The sequence below is a fragment of the Oceanimonas sp. AH20CE76 genome (genome assembly GCF_039654065.1).
Lineage (GTDB): Bacteria > Pseudomonadota > Gammaproteobacteria > Enterobacterales > Aeromonadaceae > Oceanimonas > Oceanimonas smirnovii.
Map to the genome: position 1 here is coordinate 1,715,420 of NZ_CP155481.1, position 20,707 is coordinate 1,736,126.

18 protein-coding genes are annotated in these 20,707 nt (G+C 55.5%); 3 read left to right on the forward strand and 15 right to left on the reverse strand.

Going from position 1 to position 20,707, the window contains the following annotated elements:
• Window positions 1-112: 112 nt before the first annotated feature.
• Genes N2M06_RS08385 through N2M06_RS08400 form a run of 4 tightly spaced genes read right to left on the reverse strand, consistent with a single transcriptional unit; the run spans window position 113 to window position 6,428 of the window.
• Window positions 113-1,585 (reverse strand): RNA-binding domain-containing protein, encoded by a 1,473-nt coding sequence (locus tag N2M06_RS08385; RefSeq protein WP_346350520.1) that lies wholly within the window; start codon window positions 1,583-1,585, stop codon window positions 113-115.
• A complete protein-coding gene (locus N2M06_RS08390) occupies window positions 1,575-2,954 on the reverse strand; it encodes a restriction endonuclease subunit S (RefSeq protein ID WP_346350521.1) in 1,380 nt (459 codons plus the stop codon). Before N2M06_RS08390 ends, N2M06_RS08385 begins: the two co-directional genes overlap by 11 nt.
• Entirely contained in the window at window positions 2,947-3,999 is a 1,053-nt protein-coding gene (locus tag N2M06_RS08395; protein ID WP_346350522.1) for a PDDEXK nuclease domain-containing protein, read from the reverse strand. Before N2M06_RS08395 ends, N2M06_RS08390 begins: the two co-directional genes overlap by 8 nt.
• Window positions 3,996-6,428, reverse strand: coding sequence for a type I restriction-modification system subunit M (locus N2M06_RS08400; protein WP_346350523.1), 2,433 nt, complete (start codon window positions 6,426-6,428; stop codon window positions 3,996-3,998). The genes N2M06_RS08395 and N2M06_RS08400 overlap by 4 nt, the downstream gene beginning before the upstream one ends.
• Window positions 6,429-6,606: 178 nt before the next feature.
• Between N2M06_RS08400 and N2M06_RS08405 the strand changes: the two genes are divergently transcribed.
• On the forward strand, window positions 6,607-8,004 hold the full coding sequence (locus N2M06_RS08405; RefSeq protein ID WP_346350524.1) for a heavy metal sensor histidine kinase: 1,398 nt from the start codon (window positions 6,607-6,609) through the stop codon (window positions 8,002-8,004).
• On the opposite strand, the gene N2M06_RS08410 is transcribed toward N2M06_RS08405, so the two are convergent.
• The 4 genes from N2M06_RS08410 to N2M06_RS08425 are packed head-to-tail and all read right to left on the reverse strand — an operon-like array spanning window position 8,001 to window position 11,592.
• Window positions 8,001-8,414, reverse strand: a complete 414-nt coding sequence (locus tag N2M06_RS08410; RefSeq protein ID WP_346350525.1) for a cytochrome c — start codon at window positions 8,412-8,414, stop codon at window positions 8,001-8,003. The genes N2M06_RS08405 and N2M06_RS08410 overlap by 4 nt on opposite strands.
• A gap of 26 nt (window positions 8,415-8,440) precedes the next feature.
• Complete coding sequence (locus tag N2M06_RS08415) at window positions 8,441-8,932, reverse strand: cupredoxin family protein (protein WP_317075576.1); 492 nt, start codon at window positions 8,930-8,932, stop codon at window positions 8,441-8,443.
• A gap of 39 nt (window positions 8,933-8,971) precedes the next feature.
• A complete protein-coding gene (locus N2M06_RS08420; RefSeq protein ID WP_346350526.1) occupies window positions 8,972-9,805 on the reverse strand; it encodes a copper resistance protein B in 834 nt (277 codons plus the stop codon).
• Complete coding sequence (locus tag N2M06_RS08425; protein ID WP_346350527.1) at window positions 9,802-11,592, reverse strand: copper resistance system multicopper oxidase; 1,791 nt, start codon at window positions 11,590-11,592, stop codon at window positions 9,802-9,804. The genes N2M06_RS08420 and N2M06_RS08425 overlap by 4 nt, the downstream gene beginning before the upstream one ends.
• 183 nt (window positions 11,593-11,775) lie before the next feature.
• Between N2M06_RS08425 and N2M06_RS08430 the strand changes: the two genes are divergently transcribed.
• Window positions 11,776-12,459 (forward strand): heavy metal response regulator transcription factor, encoded by a 684-nt coding sequence (locus N2M06_RS08430; RefSeq protein WP_346350528.1) that lies wholly within the window; start codon window positions 11,776-11,778, stop codon window positions 12,457-12,459.
• Between the two features lie 17 nt (window positions 12,460-12,476).
• Here the strand turns inward: N2M06_RS08430 and N2M06_RS08435 are convergent, their stop codons facing one another.
• The 7 genes from N2M06_RS08435 to arsH form a co-directional block, all read right to left on the reverse strand.
• Window positions 12,477-13,511, reverse strand: a complete 1,035-nt coding sequence (locus N2M06_RS08435; protein WP_346350529.1) for a methionine synthase — start codon at window positions 13,509-13,511, stop codon at window positions 12,477-12,479.
• Window positions 13,512-13,570: 59 nt separating this feature from the next.
• On the reverse strand, window positions 13,571-14,545 hold the full coding sequence (locus N2M06_RS08440; protein WP_346350530.1) for a DUF1852 domain-containing protein: 975 nt from the start codon (window positions 14,543-14,545) through the stop codon (window positions 13,571-13,573).
• Between the two features lie 159 nt (window positions 14,546-14,704).
• Entirely contained in the window at window positions 14,705-15,589 is an 885-nt protein-coding gene (locus tag N2M06_RS08445; RefSeq protein WP_317075572.1) for a LysR family transcriptional regulator, read from the reverse strand.
• A gap of 43 nt (window positions 15,590-15,632) precedes the next feature.
• Entirely contained in the window at window positions 15,633-16,835 is a 1,203-nt protein-coding gene (gene arsJ, locus N2M06_RS08450; protein ID WP_317075571.1) for an organoarsenical effux MFS transporter ArsJ, read from the reverse strand.
• Window positions 16,836-17,837, reverse strand: coding sequence for an ArsJ-associated glyceraldehyde-3-phosphate dehydrogenase (locus N2M06_RS08455; RefSeq protein ID WP_346350531.1), 1,002 nt, complete (start codon window positions 17,835-17,837; stop codon window positions 16,836-16,838).
• 30 nt (window positions 17,838-17,867) lie between these two features.
• Window positions 17,868-18,890 carry an ACR3 family arsenite efflux transporter gene (gene arsB, locus N2M06_RS08460; protein WP_317075569.1) on the reverse strand — a complete coding sequence of 341 codons (1,023 nt, stop codon included), beginning with the start codon at window positions 18,888-18,890 and terminating at the stop codon, window positions 17,868-17,870.
• Window positions 18,891-18,902: 12 nt separating this feature from the next.
• Window positions 18,903-19,622, reverse strand: coding sequence for an arsenical resistance protein ArsH (gene arsH / locus N2M06_RS08465; protein WP_346350532.1), 720 nt, complete (start codon window positions 19,620-19,622; stop codon window positions 18,903-18,905).
• Window positions 19,623-19,811: 189 nt separating this feature from the next.
• Here arsH and yghU point away from each other — a divergent pair, with 189 nt between their 5' ends.
• Window positions 19,812-20,648, forward strand: coding sequence for a glutathione-dependent disulfide-bond oxidoreductase (gene yghU / locus N2M06_RS08470; RefSeq protein ID WP_346350533.1), 837 nt, complete (start codon window positions 19,812-19,814; stop codon window positions 20,646-20,648).
• Window positions 20,649-20,707 lie beyond the last annotated feature (59 nt).

Sequence of the window (20,707 nt, forward strand, 5' to 3'; positions counted from 1 at the left end):
GCCAGTCAACCATCAGTCAACCAAATTAATCCAATAAAATCAATTACTTATAGTGATTATGATGCTTTTGGAAGCCATATTACTGCTTTCAGTCAACAACCAGTCAACCAAATCAGGCCCAAAATGGGATGTAGCGGCGCGCTTTGGGGCCGACATCCGGATCGTAAAGCCGTATCACTTTGGCTTCCAGGGCATCATTGATCACACGAGTCACCATGGATTTGCTCTTCGGCTCAATGTCGAAACGCTCACGTAAACTTGGATTATTCATGGGCTCCCGATTCACATATTTCAAACAGCAGTGCAGGTAGCAAGCGCGAATACGCTCTTCCTTGTCCATATCTGCAAAGGTTTTGTAGCTGAACAATATGCTTCGGGTGTGTTGTTCGGTGACTTCAAACACCGGCGCTGGCAGCTGATATAACTCGGTCTGAAATACCACCTTGTCAATGCCCGTCCCCCTTTCCTCGCAGATATTCACGCGCCGCAAGAAGGATGCGAGGGCTTCATTGCGACTGCGGGGTGGCGAGTCCAGAAAGCGTTCTGTTGCCACCAACGGCACGCCGGGGTTGGTGATTTCCATGCGGGTAGCAAACACTTCAATCATGGGTCCTGTGCCGGTAATGGAAAAATCCTGATGAATGATGGCATTCGCCACCAGCTCACGGATGGCCAGCTCGGGATACATGGGCACTTCTTTGCGAAAGGCCTTGCCGATCTCTTCGTTGGAAGGGAGCAAGGTTTTGAGATAATCGATCAGCCCCTCAAAACCAACGGCGTAACCTTTGTTGCCTTCGATTTCCCTGACGGTTTCAATACGGCTGTTCCCCTTGTACAAAATCAGCCGTACCGCTTTGCGCCCCAGGTGCTGAAAGCTCTGCAGTTTGCGGGCAAACAAAATCGCGCCCAGGTTGGTGATGTGCCAGTTGCCGCCCACGGCTTGCTCAATCAGCCGATCCGCTTTCAGTGCGTCCAGAATGCCGGCCCGGTTATCCGGCAATGGCAGGCCGGTCAGATCGAAATAGGCCGGATATTCCAATAATTGCAGCACTTTATCTGCTGAAATGTTATTTGCCGCCAGTTGCTGCTCGAACGGAGTCTTGTCGAACACCCGCCACAGCTCACGCTCTTTCTCCGGAAAGTCTTTCAGCTTTTTCTTGTAAGAGCCACTGCGGATGTACTCCACGCCATCGAACTGCACCGGATGATGGGCGGCGGGCTGAATTTCCAGGATCACCACCGGCTTGTCATCTTCCGCTCCTGCCAGAAACTCATGGAAACGGAAATGGATTTTCGGCGACAGCTTCTGTAACAGCCAGTTTTCCAGCTCTTGCTGTTTATGTTTCTGCTGGGAAGGTTTGAACCTGGTGCCTACAACCTCATGAGTGTCATCATCCACGCCATAAACCAGATACGCGGTTTGTTTTCCAAGCAGGGCAGCAGAGTTGGCAAGCGCTGAAATATACTCACCAATCTTTTCCACATCTGCATTGTGTTTGAACTCCACCCACTCGGTTTCCGCTGGCAGTCCACATAGCTCTTTCAGCAATGAACGCAACTGCTCCAGGGTTACCTCAACCGGCATGGTGCTCATCTCCCGCTAATGGCTTTATCAGCCGGATTTTACCGGTGAGCAGTTGCTGCATCATGCCCTGCTTGAGATCGCGGGTTTTGGTCAGCCGTGCTTCAAGCGCCTGAATTTCTTCGTCCATATCGGAGAGGATGGTGGCGATGGCGGTTTGTTCTTGTGCGCTCACGGGTAAGAATATAGAGATTTTTCGTACTAATCCCGCAGTGTAACTTAGCTGCTTAGTACCTTGGCAATATTTAAATGCAAGACTATCACCATTGTATACATACCAATGATACAAGTACTGAGATTCAAGCCTGCTATTAGGGTATAGGGCCATGCAAGATTGGTTTGTAGTTGCTGGTGCTCCCACGATGCCACATGCACCTCTTGTTCCAGCAGCTTCTAATCCTGTTATGGCCATAAGGAATGTGCCTTCAGGATGAATTTTAAGGTTTGATTTAACTACAGCATCTTCGCTAATTTTTTCATAAGTGTCATTTATCTTGCAGTAATTTAATTCACCGCTAGTAATCCAACGAACCGCCCCCTTATAAAAAGAGGGATTCCCTCGATAGGGAGTTCCTCCACTTGTACATGTATCGAGGACATCATCAAGAGTACAGAATTCCCAATCCTCCGGTATCTCCCCCAGCTCGCTGGTTTTATAGCCTTTGGGGCTGCCATCGGGGCGATTGGCGAACTGTGGCAGGCGGGTGCGACCAGTGAGCAGTTGCTGCATGGTGGCGGTCTTAATAGCCTGTTTTTTGACGATCAGGGCTTCCAGGCTGCCGATCAGCGCATCGACATCGGATAGCGCATTGGCGATGGCGGTTTGTTCTTTTCTCTCTCGTGGAAAGCCAAATATCGTTTCACCAAATTCGCTCTTATTAACCAACGGTACAGCTTGTTGACCGGCTAACGCCTTAACTTTAGGTGCAATATACGTGATCGCATAATAAGTAAATTCAGTATCACTATCTTCACTTGGGAAAACCGCATTAATTTGTTGATTAGAAGTTAACTCCTCTGTTGCAAAGCCTGTTTTTCCAATAGTGGAACCAATACAAGTAAATAACGTGCTCCCCGACGGGTACTTTTTAGATAAAGCAAACCCTTGTTTAGAAAGTTTTTTTTCTGTCGTTAATATATACTTCTTATCACTCAAATCTGCTGGGCTAACAAATAAGAAGTCCTCACCATAATTCTTAGGATTAGCTGTAGGAGGGGTTGAACCGGTTGCAATAGTATGCTTGTCAGCAATAGCTGATACTTCCCAATCCTCCGGGATCACTCCTACCTCAGTCTGCTTATAGCCTGCCGGCACCATTGGCTCCGCTGCGGCCATTGCTTTTTCGCTCACTTGCGCTACCTGATTATTCATTGTCTTCCTGCTTACCTGATTGCGACAGTTGCGCCATGGCCCGGGCCCGTTCGCGCTCCAGCTCCCGTTTCAGCTCTTCTTCACTGGGCAAATAGGGCAGATATTTGGCGGCAAACAGCTGCTTTTTGTCTGCCAGCACGGAATATTTCACCACAGCTTCACTCTTTTCACTGCACAGCACTAGGCCAATGGTAGGGTTGTCGTCGTCGCCCTTGCGTTGCTCGTCATACAGGCGCACATAGGTGTCCATCTGGCCAATGTCCTGATGCCGGAGTTTGCCCAGCTTCAGATCCACCAGCAGAAAGCACTTGAGCTTGAAGTTGTAAAACACAAGGTCAATAAAGAAGTCTTCGTCATCAAAACGAATGCGCTGCTGGCGCTCCACAAAGGCAAACCCTTTGCCCAGCTCCAGCAAAAACTGCTGCAGATTGCTGATAATGGCCTGCTCCAGCTCGCTTTCCTGGTAGCTTTTATCTTGCAGATTAAGAAAGTCTAAAATGTAGGGATCGCGCAAATACTCTTTTACCGACTCCGCTAACGGCTGGGTGTGCTGAGCGGCTTCGTTTTCAACCAGCGTCTTGTCTTGGCTGGCCAGTAAGCGCTCGTAGTAGAGCTTGCTGATTTGTCGCTCCAAAGCGCGCACGCTCCAGGCTTGCTTCTGAGCTTCTTGTTGATACCACCGGCGTGCCGACTCATTTTCAATACGCGATAAGGCGTTGTAATGCGACCAGCTCAATTCGAGAGACACCGTCTCCCGAATTGGAAACGCCTGATAAAAGGCGCGCATATTACGCAAGTTGGTGACATCAAAGCCTTTACCCAATCGCTCGGTGAGCTCTGCCGATAACTGCTGTAATTGCTGCTTGCCGTATTGAGCACGAGCAGCACCTTGCTGTTCGTGCTCAACAATCATTTGCCCGATATGCCAGTAGCTGTTAACCATGGCGCTATTCACGGCTTGGCGCACTTGTCCGCGCGCTTGCTCTATGATGAGCGCAATGGACTCCACCAAACTGGCTAGCGTATTGTGACGCGGTGTACTCATAGCGCTAGCCCCATGGCCTTGAGGTGGCCGGCGACTTTCTCGCTTAAGTCTTCGACTGCTTGGGTCAGCTTGGGCAGCGGCTGGCTGTAGCGTTCTTCCAGCTGCTTGACCCGGTTGGCCAATTGCTGGGTGACCCGTTCCACTTCACTGGTAATGGCACCTTGCAGATGGGCCAGCCATTTGTCCTGCACCATCAGGGTTTTAATGGCGTTCTCATCCAGCTTGCCGTATTGCTCGAATACCGCCTGGTCAAGCGTGTCCTGGGCGTCTTTCAGTGCCTTTCTGGCACTGGCCTCGGCGTCGAACAGTTTTTTGGCCTGCTTGAGCGCGGCTTTTTCTTCCGCATCGGTGACGAGCTTCTGGCGGGCGGTGACGCTGGCCTTGGTGACCTTATCCTTGTCGTTGAGGGCATCGCTGAGCAGGCCGTCTTCATTGCTGTTCTCTTCAATAAAGCTTTCCAGCGCCTGAGTGGCAGTGTCGAGATCCGCTTGCAGCGCATCAAGTTGCTGCTGCTCATCCTTAAAGTAACGGGCGGTGATCAGCGCAGGCGGAATAAGCTCGGCCTTGTACTTCACCTTGTTGATGACGAGATCCGGGGTTTCCTTCAGTTTTTCGCCCTTGGCGGCCACCAGTTTGCGCAGCACTCTGCCCGCGGGCCAGCCGTCCTGCACCAGCACATACACATCGTCCTGCATTTCCTCGGCCCAGTAGTCCATCAGCAGCTGATACACATCATATTTGCTGAGCAGCGGCAGGTTGGCGTAGCGGCTGAGCAGGTCTTCCGACAGTTCAAAAATCAGCTCCTTGGGGCTGTCGCCTTTGGCGATTTCTGAAAGCTTGGCGTCCTCGGCCCATTGGGTAAAGGGCTCCAGGCTGCGCTCGGCAAAGCGCTTAAATTCGTCGTGAGCCAAAATGGTGCTTTTCACCTCGGACGCACTCACCAGTGCCTGGCTGTAGCCATCCCGCGCCGGCGCGAACAGGGTAGCACGCAGGCTGGGGAATACTCGCCAGTAGTCGGCAAGGGCATCGATATCCCGGTTGGGAATGCCCCCTTGCAGGTGAGCAGACAAGTCGTGCAAGTCTTCCGGATCGCTTGCGTCAATGTAGCGGGGAATGTTCAGGTTATAGTCGTTGGCCACAATTTCACTGAAGGGCACGTTGCGGCTGAAGCGCGGCAGCTCAATGCCCTTGGTGAACACATCCACAATTTTATGAATGTCCTGGCTACGCAGCCGGTTTTTGTTGCCGTCTTTAATAAAACCCTTGCTGGCATCCACCATAAAAATGCCCTGCTCTGCTTCGTCGTTGGCCCGGCTGCGGGCATGGGCTTTGTCGAGCACGATAATGCAGGCGGGAATGCCGGTGCCATAAAACAGGTTGGCAGGCAGGCCGATAATGCCCTTGATGTAGCCCTGTTTGATCAGGTTTTCCCGAATGCGGGCCTCGGCGTTGCCGCGAAACAGCACGCCGTGAGGCAAAATGACCGCGCCCTTGCCGTTGCTGTTAAGGCTTTTGAGAATATGCAGCAAAAAGGCGTAGTCGCCGTTTTTCTCCGGGGGCGTGCCCCATTCAAAGCGGCCAAATTCATCGTCCGCCGGGTTCAGGCCGCTGGTCCAGTTTTTGTTGGAGAACGGCGGGTTGGCCACGGCAAAGTCAAAGGTTTTAAGCTGGCCGTTGTCTTCCTTCCACTGGGGCGCACTCAGGGTGTTGCCCTTCCAGATCTTGGCGGTGGCGTTGTCGTGAAGGATCATGTTCATGCGGGCCAGTGCGCTGGTGGCGTTGTCCATTTCCTGACCATAGATGGACAAGCCTCGGGGGGCTTCGTCGCTGGCTTTAAGCAACAAAGAGCCGGAGCCGCAGGTGGGGTCGTATACCGTGGCTTCCTGAGAGGTGTTCTTATTAATGCCCACCACCTTGGCCAGAATGCGCGATACCTCCGACGGCGTATAAAACTGGCCCTTGCTCTTGCCGGACTCGGTGGCGAAGTGGCGCATCAGGTATTCGTAGGCATCCCCCAGCAGGTCGTCGCCTTCCGCCCGGTTGGCCGAGAGATCAATGCCTTCAAAAATGCCGATGAGCTTGGACAGCCGGTCAATCATGTCCTTGCCCTTGCCGAGCTTGTCTTCGTCGTTGAAGTCGGCCACATCAATCACGCCCTTGAGATCGTTCTCTTGTGCCAGAGCGCTGATGATCTTGTTGATCTTATCGCCGATTTCCTTGTCGCCCTTCAGCGCCACCATGTCGTCAAAGCTGGCACCCGGCGGCACTTCAATCATGGAATAAGGGTTGTCTTTGGCTTTGTCGGACACGTATTTCATGAACAACAGGGTGAGCACATAGTCCTTGTACTGGGACGCATCCATACCGCCGCGCAGCTGATCGCAGCTGGCCCAAAGGGAGGAGTAAAGCGCCGTTTTTTTAATGGCCATGGAGATCCTTGAATACAAAACAGGCTCGCGATGGCTAAAAAGCAGGCAAGCCGATGAAAATAAGATGTGGCCAAACAGTATGCCCAAGGGGGAATGCTGAAACCAGCCTTACTGGCAGTACAAACGCTCAAGCGATACAGTAGGCACCTGGTTATTCATTGACGCTAAACGCCGCATTATGGGTTATTACCTTTCACTGACTTCCCGCCTGAGCATCTTGTTCAGCCTGACCATGCTGGCTATCTGGGGGTTGGTCAGCCTGGTGCTGATGCAGTCTCTGGAGCAGCATTTTGCTCGTCAGGATGAAGACGATCTCAAGGGCAAGATAGTGCTGGTTAAAAACCTGCTGGTCAGTCAGTGGCAGGATGGTCACGCCGGCTGGGCACAAACACAAGCTCGGCTGCGTACTGCGCTGTCGGGATACAGCGCCCATAGTGTGCAAATTACCACGCCCGACGGTGCCCTGCTGGTAGATACTCGGCAGCAGGCAAGCTGGCACCGGGCTATGCCGCCGGTCAGTACCCTACCCCTGCTTGAAAGCTGGACAGAAAGTGGTGTTCAGTACCGCAGCGTGACCGAGCGGTTCGCAAGCACCACACTGCCCGGGCCGGTGCTGATCCGTGTGGTCATGGATACCCGTTATCACCAGCACTTTATTGAACACATCAAAACCGGTCTGCTCTGGCTGACCGGTGGCATTGCACTGACCTCCATCCTGCTGGGCTGGTTTGCCTCACGCACCGGGCTCAAGCCATTGCATTCCCTGGCCCGGGTGTCTACCCGCATTAGCGCCAGCCAGCTTGATCACCGCCTGCCGGAGCAGAACGCCCCAACAGAGCTGCTTGAACCCATCAAGGCCTTTAACAGCATGCTGGACCGGCTGGAAGACTCCTTTCGGCGGCTTACCGACTTTTCTTCCGACATTGCTCACGAACTGCGTACCCCGGTTAACAGCCTGATGATGCAGACTCAGGTTGCCCTGAGCCAGACCCGCACCGCAGACGATTACCGGGAAGCCCTCTATGCCAACCTGAACGCAGCCGAGCGGTTAAGCAGAATGATCAATGAAATGCTGTTTCTGGCCAAATCCGATCAAGGCCAGCTGGCCATGCAGTGCATGCACCTGGATCTGGCGCAAGAGGTGGATGAGCTGATGGATTTTTTTGAGCCGCTGGCCAGTGAGCAACAGGTAGCGCTACAGCGCCTGGGCCATGCTCACCTGTGGGGAGACAGAGCCATGGTGCAGCGAGCCGTCAGCAATTTGCTGAGCAATGCCATTCGCTACACCCCGGCCCAGGGTACGGTTCTCATTACCCTCACCGATAACGCCAAAGGCATAACGGTGGCCGTGGCCAACCCCGGGGCGCCGATCCCGCCGGCCCAATGGTCACGATTGTTCGATCGTTTTTACCGGGCAGACAGTGCCCGCCAGCCGGCCACCGAAGGCACCGGGCTTGGGCTGGCCATCGCCAAGGCCATTGTGACCGGCCATGGCGGTACCCTGACGGTACACTCCGACGAGCGGGAAACCTGTTTTACCATGAGTTTCCCCGCACAGTCCTTTGCCAAGGCCTAGTCGATGCCATGCCGGCGCTGCTGCTCGCGCACATAGTCAATAATGGCGCTCACCTCGTCACGGCTGACACCCGCTACCGGCGGCATATCGCCAAAGCGCCAGTGATGAGCGCGCACACCGTTGGCGGCGGCCCGGTAAAAGGCCTCGTCACCATGGTGTGACGGCTCGTACACCCTGTGAATAAAGGGCGGTCCCTTGGGGGTGCCCCTGAGATCGGCGCCGTGACAGCTGGCGCAATACTCGCCGTAGACTGCCTTGCCCTGTACCGAAAATGCCCGGTCGTGAGGCATGTCCCCCCACATTTGGCTGCCACCCATCAGAAAATGACCGGCGATCATGGCAAGCAACAGCAGGGCCAGGGCACCGCCAAGCCAAAGCATCCAACGAGCGGAATCAGATGACTTGCTCATGTCCTGCCTCCTTTTGTTCCAGCCTGTTATTGCATGACCTTAACTTGCCCTGTCATGCCCGCTTCCATGTGTCCCGGAACCAGACAGGCAAAGTCCACGGTGCCGGCCTGGTCAAAATGCCAGATAAGGCCGCCTCGCTGCCTCGGCTTCAGACTCAGCATATTGGGCTCGGCGTGCTGCATATGGGGCATTTCACGCATCATCTCGGCGTGCTCCTTCAACATGGCCAGGTTGCCCAGCACCAGCTCGTGATTGAGTTTGCCGGCATTTTTCACAAAAAAGCGCACGGTTTCGCCCGCCTTCACCTCAATGGTGGCCGGGGTGAAACGCATGTCATCGCTCATCTCTACCGCTATGGTACGACTCACCTCGGCCGGCTGGCCGGGGCGGCCCACGCCATGCATGTTCTGCTGCATGGCGGCGGCATTGTGGCCATCATGATGACCGCCATGCTCACCGGCAGCCAGCGCCAGACCGGGCAACAGCGCCAGCATTAAAACGGACAATGTGGTTTTCATGGGTATTGCTCCTGATAAATAAAAAATAATGTCGGCAGCTTAAAACCAGAACCTGACCCCGGCTACCCAGCGATTTTCCTGCGTGGCCTCGTCTTCTTCTCTGAGTTGATCAGCGCGCTTCCCAAGAGCGGTCTGCCATTCCCAGCCCACATAGGGCGCAAACTGCCGACTTATCTCATAGCGCAACCGGGCACCGGCCACCAGATCCGACAGCCCTCGACCTTGGCCGCGCTCAACGTCGTTGCTGCCATAAGCGGTGAGTTCAATGGCCGGTTGCAGTACCCATCGTTGCGTCAGCAACAATTCATATTCGGCTTCCAGAGCGAGCGCGGTCTGGCCGTCGTCGCCCAGGTAGGCGGTGGCGTCCAGCTCCAGCCAGTAAGGCGCCAGCCCCGACACACCGGCGGCCAGCCAGCCCTGATCCGGGCCGTGCCCTGTGTCGTAACGTACCCCCAGATCGCTGTTCCAGAACCCGGTCAGGGCATGGCGCCATAACAGCTCGGTGCTGGCTTCCGTTAAACGGCCATGTTCAATATCGCCTTCTGCTTTTATTACCGCCCGGTTGTAGTCCCGGCCGGCCCAGGCTTCCACCTCGTAAGCCAATATCTGTTCATCGCCGTTATCCACCCTCTCCAGCCGGTCGGCCAGCACACCGTAGAACCAGTGCTCGTCCGCTAGTTTCAGCTGGCGGGGTCCGGGCAGCGCGTAGGGGCCCTCGTCCAGGGTGAAGCCTCCGGAGTAGGCATGAGGGTCCCGGGCATCGACCGGCGGCTGGCCGCCCTGCATTTGCATATCGCCATGATCCATTTGCGCCATGGCCGGCAGCGCCAGCACGCCCAGAACCGCGCTCGCTATTGTTGTGAATTTACTCATGACACCACCACCATGCGGAACATGCCCGCATCCATATGAAACATCAGATGACAATGCCAGGCCCAGCGGCCAAGCGCATCGGCGGTGACCAGAAAGCTGACACGCTGAGCCGGCTGCACCGGTATGGTGTGGCGGCGGCACAAAAACTCGCCGTCGGGGCTTTCCAGCTCGCTCCACATGCCGTGCAGGTGCATGGGATGGGTCATCATGGTGTCGTTGTGCAGAATAATGCGCACCCGTTCGCCATAACTCAGGTGAATGGGCGTGGAGCCGCCAAACTCGACGCCGTCGAACGACCAGGTGTAACGCTCCATGTTGCCGGTGAGATGCAGCTCAATTTCCCGCTCCGGCGGGCGTGAGTCCATGGGGCCACCGGGCGTGTGCAAATCTGCCAGCGTGAGCACCCGCCGGCCGTTGTTGCGCAAGCCCACGCCGGGGTCATCGAGATTGGTGCGGGGCATGTCCACCCGCATATCCACGCTGGGGCCATATTCGGTGCGGGCATGACGCACTTCCTTGCTGGCCGCGGCCAAAGCGCCGGCCATGGCACCGTGATCCATGGCTCCATGATCCATACCGGCCATGTTTTGCATGGCACCCTGGCCCATGGCTGAATGATCCATACCCGCCATTCCGTTCATTGCACCGTGGTCCATGGTGCCCATCATGTCGGTCATGGTCAGGGACTGAGGTTCATCCAGTGGCGGCACCGCCGCACTCAACCCTTCGCGGGTGGCCAGGGTGCCTCGCGCATAACCGGTTCTGTCCATGGCCTGAGCAAACAGGGTATAGGCCTCAGCGGTGGGCTCCACCAGTACATCGTAGGTTTCACCGGGACCAAAGCGGAATTCATCCACTTCCACCGGCGTTACATTCAGGCCATCGGCCTGCACAACGGTCAGCTTCAGGCCGGGAATGCGCACGTCGTAAAAGGTATTGCCGGCCCCGTTGATAAAGCGCAACCGTACCCGTTCACCGGGTTGAAACAGTCCGGCCCAGTTGCCTGCCGGTGTGGTACCGTTCATCAGGTAGGTCAGGGTTTCGGAAGACAGATCCGCCAGATCGCTTGGGCTCATGCGCATTTCATTCCACATTTGCCGCTTTTCCAGTGCGACATTCAGCCCGCCTCTGGCCATGTCCTGAAAAAAATCCACCACTGTGGGCTGATTAAAGTTGTAGTAATCCCCCTGGTTTTTGAGCTTGCCAAACACCCGCATGGGGTTTTCATCGGTCCAGTCCGACAACAGCACCACATGCTCCCGCTCGGCCTTGATGGTGTCGGCATCGGCCGGCTCTACAATCAGGGCACCATACATGCCGGTCAGCTCCTGCATGCCCGAGTGCGAGTGGTACCAGTAAGTGCCGCTTTGCTCCAGGGTATAGCGATAGGTGAAGGTTTCACCGGGCGCAATGCCGGCAAAGCTGATGCCGGGCACACCGTCCATGTCAAAAGGCAGAATGATGCCGTGCCAGTGAATGGAGGTAGGCTCCTTGAGCCGGTTGGTGACGCGAATGGTCACCGTATCACCCTCGCGCATGCGCAAGGTGGGGCCCGGAATGGAGCCGTTAATGGTGGTGGCCATGCGGGTTTTGCCGGTGAAATTGACCGGGGTTTCGTCGATCACCAGATCGAATTCGGTTCCGGACAGCTCGGGTACATGGCCCGTTATGGTGGTAGGCACGGGGGATCGGGCCGAGGCTAGCATGGGTGCCAGCCCCAGCACCACGCCACCTGCTGCCAGCCCCTGCACAAAACGCCGCCGGGGCAGATTGTTTGGCTGTGTCATCGCCTGTTTCTCTTTGCTGCTTGTTATGCTCACAGCATAGAGAGGCACACCTGAAGCCAACATGACAGGCAAATGACAAAATTGTCATCTTATGGTGACAAAGCCATCAGCCAGGGCCGGCGCGCTTGAGCCGTCTCTGCGCGTGCGCCATTATGATCCTATTCCTTTGTCACGGAGCACGGTATGAAACTGCTGATCATCGAAGATGAGCAAAGCACAGGAGACTATCTGCAAAAAGGCCTGCGTGAAGCTGGCATGGTGGTGGATCTGGTGCGTAACGGCCTGGATGGCCTGCATCAGGCCAGCGCCGAGCCTTATGATCTGCTGGTGGTGGATGTGATGCTGCCGGACCTTGACGGCTGGCGTATTGTGGCGGCGCTGCGCGAACAGGGGCAGAAAATGCCCATTTTATTTCTGACCGCCAAAGACAGCATAGAAGACAGAGTGCGAGGTCTTGAGCTGGGTGCCGATGATTATCTGGTTAAGCCCTTTGCCTTTGCCGAGCTGCTGGCCCGGGTGCGCAGCCTGCTGCGCCGGGGCGCTCCCCGTCAGGATGAACACAAGCTGCAGGTGGCAGATTTGGTGCTGGACTTACCGCGCCGCCAGGTTAGCCGCGCTGGCACGTCCATTCACCTTACCAATAAGGAATTTGCGCTGCTGGAGCTGCTAGTACGCCGTCGGGGGGAAGTACTGCCCCGCTCGTTGATCGCCTCTCTGGTGTGGGACATGAACTTCGACAGCGACACCAACGTGATTGATGTATCCATACGCCGGTTGCGCAGCAAGATTGACGACGGTTTTGAGCCACGGCTTATTCATACTGTGCGGGGCATGGGCTACACCCTGGATACAGAAAGAGGATGCTGATGCATCCTCTTTGATCATTAACCCAGCAACTCCTTGCGCACGATGGCGGCACCGGCGCTCAGGGCATTGAGCTTGCCTCTGGCAACCTCGCGGGCCAGGGGGGCCATACCACAGTTGGTGCTGGGGTAGAGCTTATCGGCATCTACAAACTGCAGGGCCTTGCGCAGGGTGTCGGCCACTTGTTCCGGCGTTTCAATGGCATTGGTGGCCACATCAATGGCCCCTACCATCACCTTTTTGCCGCGAATAAGTTCAATCAGCTCCATGGGCACATGGGAGTTCTGGCATTCCAGCGACACTATGTCGATATTGGACTGCTGCAGCCGCGGGAACACTTCTTCATATTGCCGCCACTCGGATCCAAGGGTCTTTTTCCAGTCGGTGTTGGCTTTAATGCCGTAGCCGTAGCAGATGTGCACGGCGGTCTCACACTTCAAACCTTCAATGGCACGCTCCAGGGCAGCAATGCCCCAGTCATTCACTTCATCAAAGAAGACGTTAAAGGCCGGCTCGTCAAACTGAATAATGTCCACGCCCGCCGCTTCCAGCTCTCTGGCTTCCTGGTTGAGAATTTTGGCAAATTCCCAGGCCAGTTTTTCCCGGCTTTGGTAATGACCATCATACAGCGTGTCGATCATGGTCATGGGGCCGGGCAGCGCCCATTTAATGGGCTTGTCGGTCTGGGTGCGCAGAAATTTGGCATCTTCCACAAACACCGGCTTCTGGCGGCTGACGGCACCCACCACAGACGGCACACTGGCGTCGTAGCGATCACGGATTTTAACGGTTCTGCGCTGTTCAAAATCCACCCCGTCGAGGTGTTCAATAAAGGTGGTGACAAAGTGCTGACGGGTCTGCTCGCCGTCGCTCACAATGTCGATGCCGGCGGTTTGCTGCTCCTGCAGCGATACCCGCAGCGCATCCTGCTTGCCGTCGATCAGCTCCTGCCCTTCCAGCTTCCAGGGTGACCAGAGAGTCTCGGGCTGGGCCAGCCAGGACGGTTTGGGCAGGCTGCCGGCGGTAGAAGTAGGTAATAATAACTGGGTCATCATAAATTCCGTTTCTGTTCTCGTTAATTATCAGGCCCTTTTATCAGGGCCTTGTTTTATTATCAGGCGTAGTTGGCAGACCACTGTTCCAGAATGTCCTGATAAGGCTTGATAAACACGTCTTCAGCGAATTTGCCCTGTTTTTTGGCCAGCTGGCTGCGCTCTTCTCTGTCATACACAATGTGAGTGACGGAGTGATCGACGTTTTGCAGATCCGGTTTATAGCACTTACCGGCGCTGGCATTGGCATTGTAAATTTCCGGCCGGTAGATTTTCTGGAATGACTCCATGGTACTGATGGTGCTGATCAGCTCCAGATTGGTGTAGTCATTGAGCAAATCGCCAAAGAAGAAAAAGGCCAGCGGAGCCACGCTGCCGGGCGGCATAAAGTAGCGCACCTTAAGGCCCATCTTCTTGAAATACTGCTCGGTGAGTGACGACTCGTTAGGCAGATATTCCACGCCCAGAATGGGGTGCTGGTTTTCAGTCTGATGATAGGTCTTGTTGTCTGACACACTCAGGCAGATCACCGGCAGCTTGGCAAAGTTCTGTTTGTAGGCGTCAGACTGCACAAAGCTTTTGAACAGCTTGCCGTGCAGATCGCCAAAGTTTTCCGGCACGCTGAAGCCGGCCTTGCCCTTGTTGTGCTCCAGCAGCAACACGCTGAAATCATAATCACGCACATAAGAAGAAAAGTTATTGCCCACTATGCCTTCAATGCGCTGCTTGGTCTTGTGGTCAACAATGTAGGTTTTCAGGATCTCTATGGTCGGAAAGCGTTCGGCATCGGTGTTGATGTCGAGATCAACCGAGATAATTTCCAGCTCAACAGAGTAACGATTGGCGTTGGGATTGTCCCAGCTTGCCATGGCATTAAACCGGTTGTTGATCATGGTGAGGGCGTTGCGCAGGTTCTGCTGACGGCTCTCTCCCCGGGCCAGATTGGCAAAGTTGGTGGTAGCACGAGTGCTGTCTGCAGGTTGGTAGTTTTCGTCGAAGGCGATGCTGTTCACCGAAAATTTGAAATCGTTACTCATGATTTTTATCCCTTTGTCCCGCAATGAAGTTTGTATTCTGTGTGCAGCACCGGATGTCCAGACATCCAGAGCTAAGCGATGAGTTAAGTTATACAGACTCAATTACATGAACAAAAATGATTTAATTTCATCAATAAATGAAATTATTGCATGAGTTGCTCAGGCTATACCCTGAGCCTGAGTGATAAAGTCACTCAAATAGCTGATGTGCTCCTCACCCTTGCGCACGCCCAGAAAAATCTGCTTGTTAATGCCCTGCTCACCAAAACGCAGGCTTTTAATGGGCATTTTTTGGGCAAACTCGTCTACCAGCCAGCCCGGCAGCGCGCTGACGCCCCGGCCCGCTGCCACCATCTGCAGCATGATTTCTGTGGTTTCTATGGTTTTGTGCCTTTTTACCGTACATTTAGCCGGATTTAAAAACTGGCTGAAAATATCCAGCCGCTCGGGCTCTACCGGATAGGTAAACAGCACTTCGCCGGCCAGTTGCTCGGGCAACACCGCAGCCTGTGCGGCAAGCGGGTGGCTTGATGCCACCACCAGCCGGTGCTCATAATCAAATACGGGAATAAAGCTCAGGCTGGGTTTGTAGAGAGGATCGGGCGTGACCAGAATATCAATTTCAAAACTGTGCAGCGCACCCAGGCCACCAAACTGAAACTCCTGTTTAACGTCAATATCGACGTTGGGCCACTTTTCCAGATAGGGTTCAATCACTTTCAGCAGCCACTGGTAGCAAGGGTGGCACTCCATACCAATGCGCAGCGAGCCCATCTCGCCGGTGGCAATTTGCCGCAGCAAATGCTCTGTGTGTTTGAACTGGGGCAGCACGCGGTTGGCGAGCGTTAAAATTTGCTCGCCGGCATTGGTCAGGCGCAGGCTTCGGCCCTCTTTTTGCCACACCGGCGTTTTTAGCTGGCCTTCCAGCTTTTTTATGCTGTGACTGAGGGCCGACTGCGACAAGTTTAACGACTCAGCAGCCTGAGTCAGGGTGCCCTGCTCTTTAATGGCCGCCAGCACTTCAAGGTGAAAACGTTCCAGCATGTGCAAGCTCCGCGCAAAAGTCATGAATATAATTCATGACTTATCAAAAATATACGCGGCGAGGCAGCCGGAGCGAGATAAGCGTGGTGAACAACAAAAACAGCGCTGAGATCCACAGACAGGCCTGCAGGCCGGCACTGCCCTGCCCCGCCAGCTGAAACACAAAGCCCGACAGCAAGGTGCCAATAAGCCGGCCCATGGCGTTGGACATGTAATAAAACCCCACATCCAGCGATACGCCGTCACTGCTGGCATGGCTGACAATCAGGTAGCTGTGCAGAGACGAGTTCACCGCAAACACCACACCAAACAGCAACAGACCACCTATCAGTACCCAGGCCGGGCTCAGGCCGTTCATCAGGCCCAGCGCCATGGCGGCAGGCAGCAGTGTCAGTGCCGCTGCCCAGCATGTGGCACCGGTGCCATCTGCCTGCTTGCCGGTAATGCGTGGCGCCAGCGACTGCACCAGCCCGTAGCCCATGACCCACAGCGCCAGAAAGCCGCCGGTCTGGCCGTGGCTCCAGCCAAGGGTCTGAGACAAAAACACCGGCAACGCCACCACAAACCAGACATCCCGGGCACCAAATAAAAACAGCCGCGCCGCCGAGAGAATATTGATGGCCGGGCTTTTGGAAAACAGATCCCGGAATTCCGGCTTGTGCTTCGCCTTGCCCAGCTCCTGCTTCAGCAATATCAGGCTGAGCAGCCATACCAGCGCCAGGGCAGCGGCCATGGCAGTAACGGCACCGGCAAAGCCCAGCCAGGCAAGCAGTGCACCGCCCAGAAAGAACCCTGCCCCTTTAAGGGCGTTTTTGGAGCCGGTGAGCACCGCCACCCATTTATAGAGACTGCCTTCTTCGGGCACCAGGGTCTTGATGGCACTTTTGGCGCTCATCTTGTTCAGATCCTTGGCAATGCCCGACAGCGCCTGGGCCGCCATCACCCAGGGCACGGTAAGCGCCGGCATCAGCAACATGGCCAGCGCCAGTACCTGCAAGCCAAGGCCCAGGTTCATGGTGCGGTTCAGCCCAATGCGGGCACCCAGCCAGCCCCCTGCCAGGTTGGTGATCACCCCAAACAGCTCATAAAACAAAAACAACAGGGCAATGTTCAGCGGTGAATAACCCAGCTCATGAAAGTGCAGCACCACCAGCATGCGCAGGGCACCGTCGGTGAGGGTAAAGGCCCAGTAATTGCCGGTGACCACCAAATACTGGCGCACGGCAGGAGACAAGCCGGTCAGCATTTATGCACGCCCCACCTTCAGCGCCAGCTCGGCGGTACGGTTGGCATAGCCCCATTCGTTGTCGTACCAGGCATAGATTTTTACCTGAGTGCCGTTTACCACCATGGTGGACAGGGCATCAATAATGCTGGAGCGCGGATCGGTCTGATAATCCACCGACACCAGAGGCCGCTCTTCATAGCCCAGAATGCCGTTCAGCTCGCCCTCGGCGGCCGCTTTCAGCAGCGCATTGACCTCTTGTGCCGTGGTTTCCCGGGCCACTTCAAACACACAGTCGGTGATGGAGGCGTTGCTGAGCGGCACGCGAATGGCATGGCCGTTCAGCTTGCCCTTAAGCTCGGGAAAAATATGGGTAATGGCGGTGGCCGATCCTGTGGTGGTAGGAATAAGGCTGGTACCACAGGAACGCGCCCGGCGCAGATCTTTATGGGGCGCATCCAGAATGGTCTGAGTATTGGTAATGCTGTGAATGGTAGTGATAGAGCCATGCACTATGCCCAGTTGCTCGTGCATTACCTTTACCACCGGTGCCAGGCAGTTGGTGGTGCAGGAGGCGGCGGTCACTATGGGATGTTTTTCGGCATCAAACAGGTGATCGTTCACCCCCATCACCACATTCAGCACGCCCTCTTCTTTTACAGGTGCCGTCACTACCACCCGTTTTACGCCCTGATCCAGATAGGCCTGCAGCACCGCCTTGCTCTTCATCTTGCCCGAGGCTTCAATCACCAGGTCGCAGCCGGACCAGTCGGTGTCGGCAATGGCCTTGTTGCCGCTTACCGCAATGTTCCGGCCGTTGATCTGCATGGTGTTGCCGTCGGCGGCGGCCTCATGGCACCAGCGCCCGTGCACCGAGTCAAAATTCAGCAGGTGCGCCAGAGTGGCTGCATCGCCGGCAGGGTCGTTAATATGCACTATTTCCACATCACTGTGCTCACACAGCACCCGCATGGTAAGCCGGCCCATGCGGCCAAATCCGTTAATACCTACTTTTATGGTCATCTTGTCATTCCTTGTGAAAGTAAAAACACCTTAAGCGTGAGAAAACCAGTGCTGAGTGCGGTTCACCAGTGCCACCAAAGACAGCATCACCGGCACTTCCACCAGCACGCCTACCACAGTGGCCAGCGCCGCCCCCGAGTGCAGGCCAAACAACGAAATGGCCACCGCTACCGCCAGCTCAAAAAAGTTGGAAGTGCCAATCATGCAGGCCGGTCCGGCCACATTGTGCGGCAGCCGCAGCCAGCGGGCCGCCCCGTAGGCAATGATGAAAATACCGTAGGTCTGAATAAGCAGCGGAATGGCGATCAGCACTATGGTCTGGGGTTGCTCAAGCAGGGTTGGTGCCTGAAAGCCAAACAACAACACCACTGTTCCCAGCAGCCCCAGCATGGACCAGGGCCTGAGCCGCTGCAGCCACTGTTCAAGACCGGTGCCATCCCCTTTGCGCTCCAGCCGGTGCCGGGTCCAGACACCGGCGAGCAGGGGCAGCAGCACATACAGCACCACCGACAACAGCAAGGTCTGCCAGGGCACCTGAATATCACTCACTCCCAGCAAAAACGCAGCAATGGGGGCAAACGCAAACACCATAATGATGTCGTTCACCGACACCTGTACCAGGGTGTAGTTCGGATCACCCTTGGTCAGCTGACTCCACACAAACACCATGGCGGTGCAGGGTGCCACCCCCAGCAGTATCATGCCGGCGATATATTCTCCGGCGGTGTTCGGATCCACCCAGCCGGCAAAAAATACGCGAAAAAACAGCCAGCCCAATGCCGCCATGGTAAAGGGCTTGATCAGCCAGTTAATCACCAGGGTCAGCATCAGCCCTTTGGGCTTTTTACCCACATTTTTAATGGCGCTGAAGTCTATCTGCACCATCATGGGGTAGATCATCACCCAGATCAGCACCGCCACCACCAGATTCACGTGGGCGAATTCAATGTCTGCAATGGCACCAAACAGGCCGGGCACCAGGCTGCCCAGCGCAACGCCGGCCACAATGCCAAGCCCTACCCAAAGTGACAGATAACGTTCAAAGATTCCCATGGCTGCCGCTCCTTAAATTGAACGCTGATCCACTCGTGCAGACAGTTGCTCGGCACTTTCTACCCGCTCGGAATAGCGGTTGGTCAGATAGTCACTGCAACCCCGGGTAAGCAGGGTGAATTTCACCAGCTCTTCCATCACATCCACAATGCGGTTGTAGTAGGCCGAGGGCTTCATTCGGTCATTGTCATCAAATTCCAGATAGGCCTTGGCCACCGATGACTGATTGGGAATGGTGATCATGCGCATCCAGCGCCCCAGAACCCGCATCTGGTTAACGGTATTAAAACTCTGGGAGCCGCCGCAGACCTGCATTACCGCCAGGGTTTTGCCCTGAGTGGGCCGCACCGCCCCCAGGCTCAGCGGAATCCAGTCTATCTGGGCCTTCATTACCGAGGTCATGGCACCATGACGCTCCGGCGAGCACCACACCATGCCCTCACTCCACTGCACCAGCTCGCGCAGCTCTTGTACCTTGGGGTGCTGCTCGTCTGCGCCGTCCGGCAAGGGCAAACCTTCAGGATTAAAAATACGAATCTCTGCTCCCATTTGCTGCAGCAGCCGGCCGGCTTCTTCGGTGACCAGACGGCTGAAAGAGCGTTGGCGTAACGATCCGTACAGCAGCAATATTCTGGGCGCATGCTGCTCTCCGGTCACTGCCAGCGCCTTGCTGTCGGGCAGCTGAAACTGCTCAGCGTCCAGGTTGGGTAAATGCTCAAAAGTGGGCTTCATTATGGTATTGCCTTGTTATTGTTTTGGTCGAGAGATGGGAATACCTTACATGCGAATAAATGCATATACAATAAATTACATATTCTTTTTACCATATATGTAAAACATGGACACCTGTTACTGGAATGCAATATGGTAACGTCAATGCAGAAGTGACCTTACTCGCTAATTCAACAGGAGAAATTGAGCATGACAACGCCCTACACGCCCCCTGCTGTCTGGACCTGGGATACCGCCAACGGCGGTGAATTTGCCAATATCAACCGCCCGGTGGCCGGCCCCACCCATGATAAAGCCCTGCCCGTGGGCCAGCATCCGCTGCAGCTGTATTCGCTCGCCACGCCCAATGGCGTTAAGGTGACCATTATGCTGGAAGAGCTGCTGGCGCTGGGCCACAGCGGTGCCGAATATGACGCCTGGCTGATCCGCATTGGCGAGGGCGATCAGTTTTCCTCCGGCTTTGTGGCGGTGAACCCCAACTCCAAGATACCGGCGCTGCTGGATAACAGCACAAACAAGCCAGTGCGGGTGTTTGAGTCCGGCTCCATTCTGCTGTATCTGGCAGAAAAGTTCGGCGCTCTGCTGCCCGAAGATCCAGCGCAAAAGACCGAGGTGATGAACTGGCTGTTCTGGCAGATGGGCTCGGCCCCCTACCTGGGTGGTGGTTTTGGCCACTTCTACGCCTATGCGCCGGAAAAACTGGAATACCCCATTAACCGCTTTGCCATGGAAGCCAAACGCCAGCTCGATGTGCTGGAGCGGCAGCTGGCCGACCGGCCCTATATTGCCGGCGACCACTACAGCATTGCCGACATTGCCATCTGGCCCTGGTATGGTGCCCTGGTGCTGGGCCGGCTGTACGATGCCGCCGAGTTTCTGTCGGTGTCCGATTACCCCAACGTGCTGCGCTGGGCCAGAGCCATTGATGCCCGCCCTGCGGTACAGCGCGGCCGACGGGTAAACCGCACCTGGGGCGATGAAAGCGAACAGCTGGAAGAGCGCCACAGTGCGGCAGATTTGGATTAGCCGATAAACTGGCGCTGATACACTTGATACACTAGCCTTTAACGCTCAACACTTGAAAC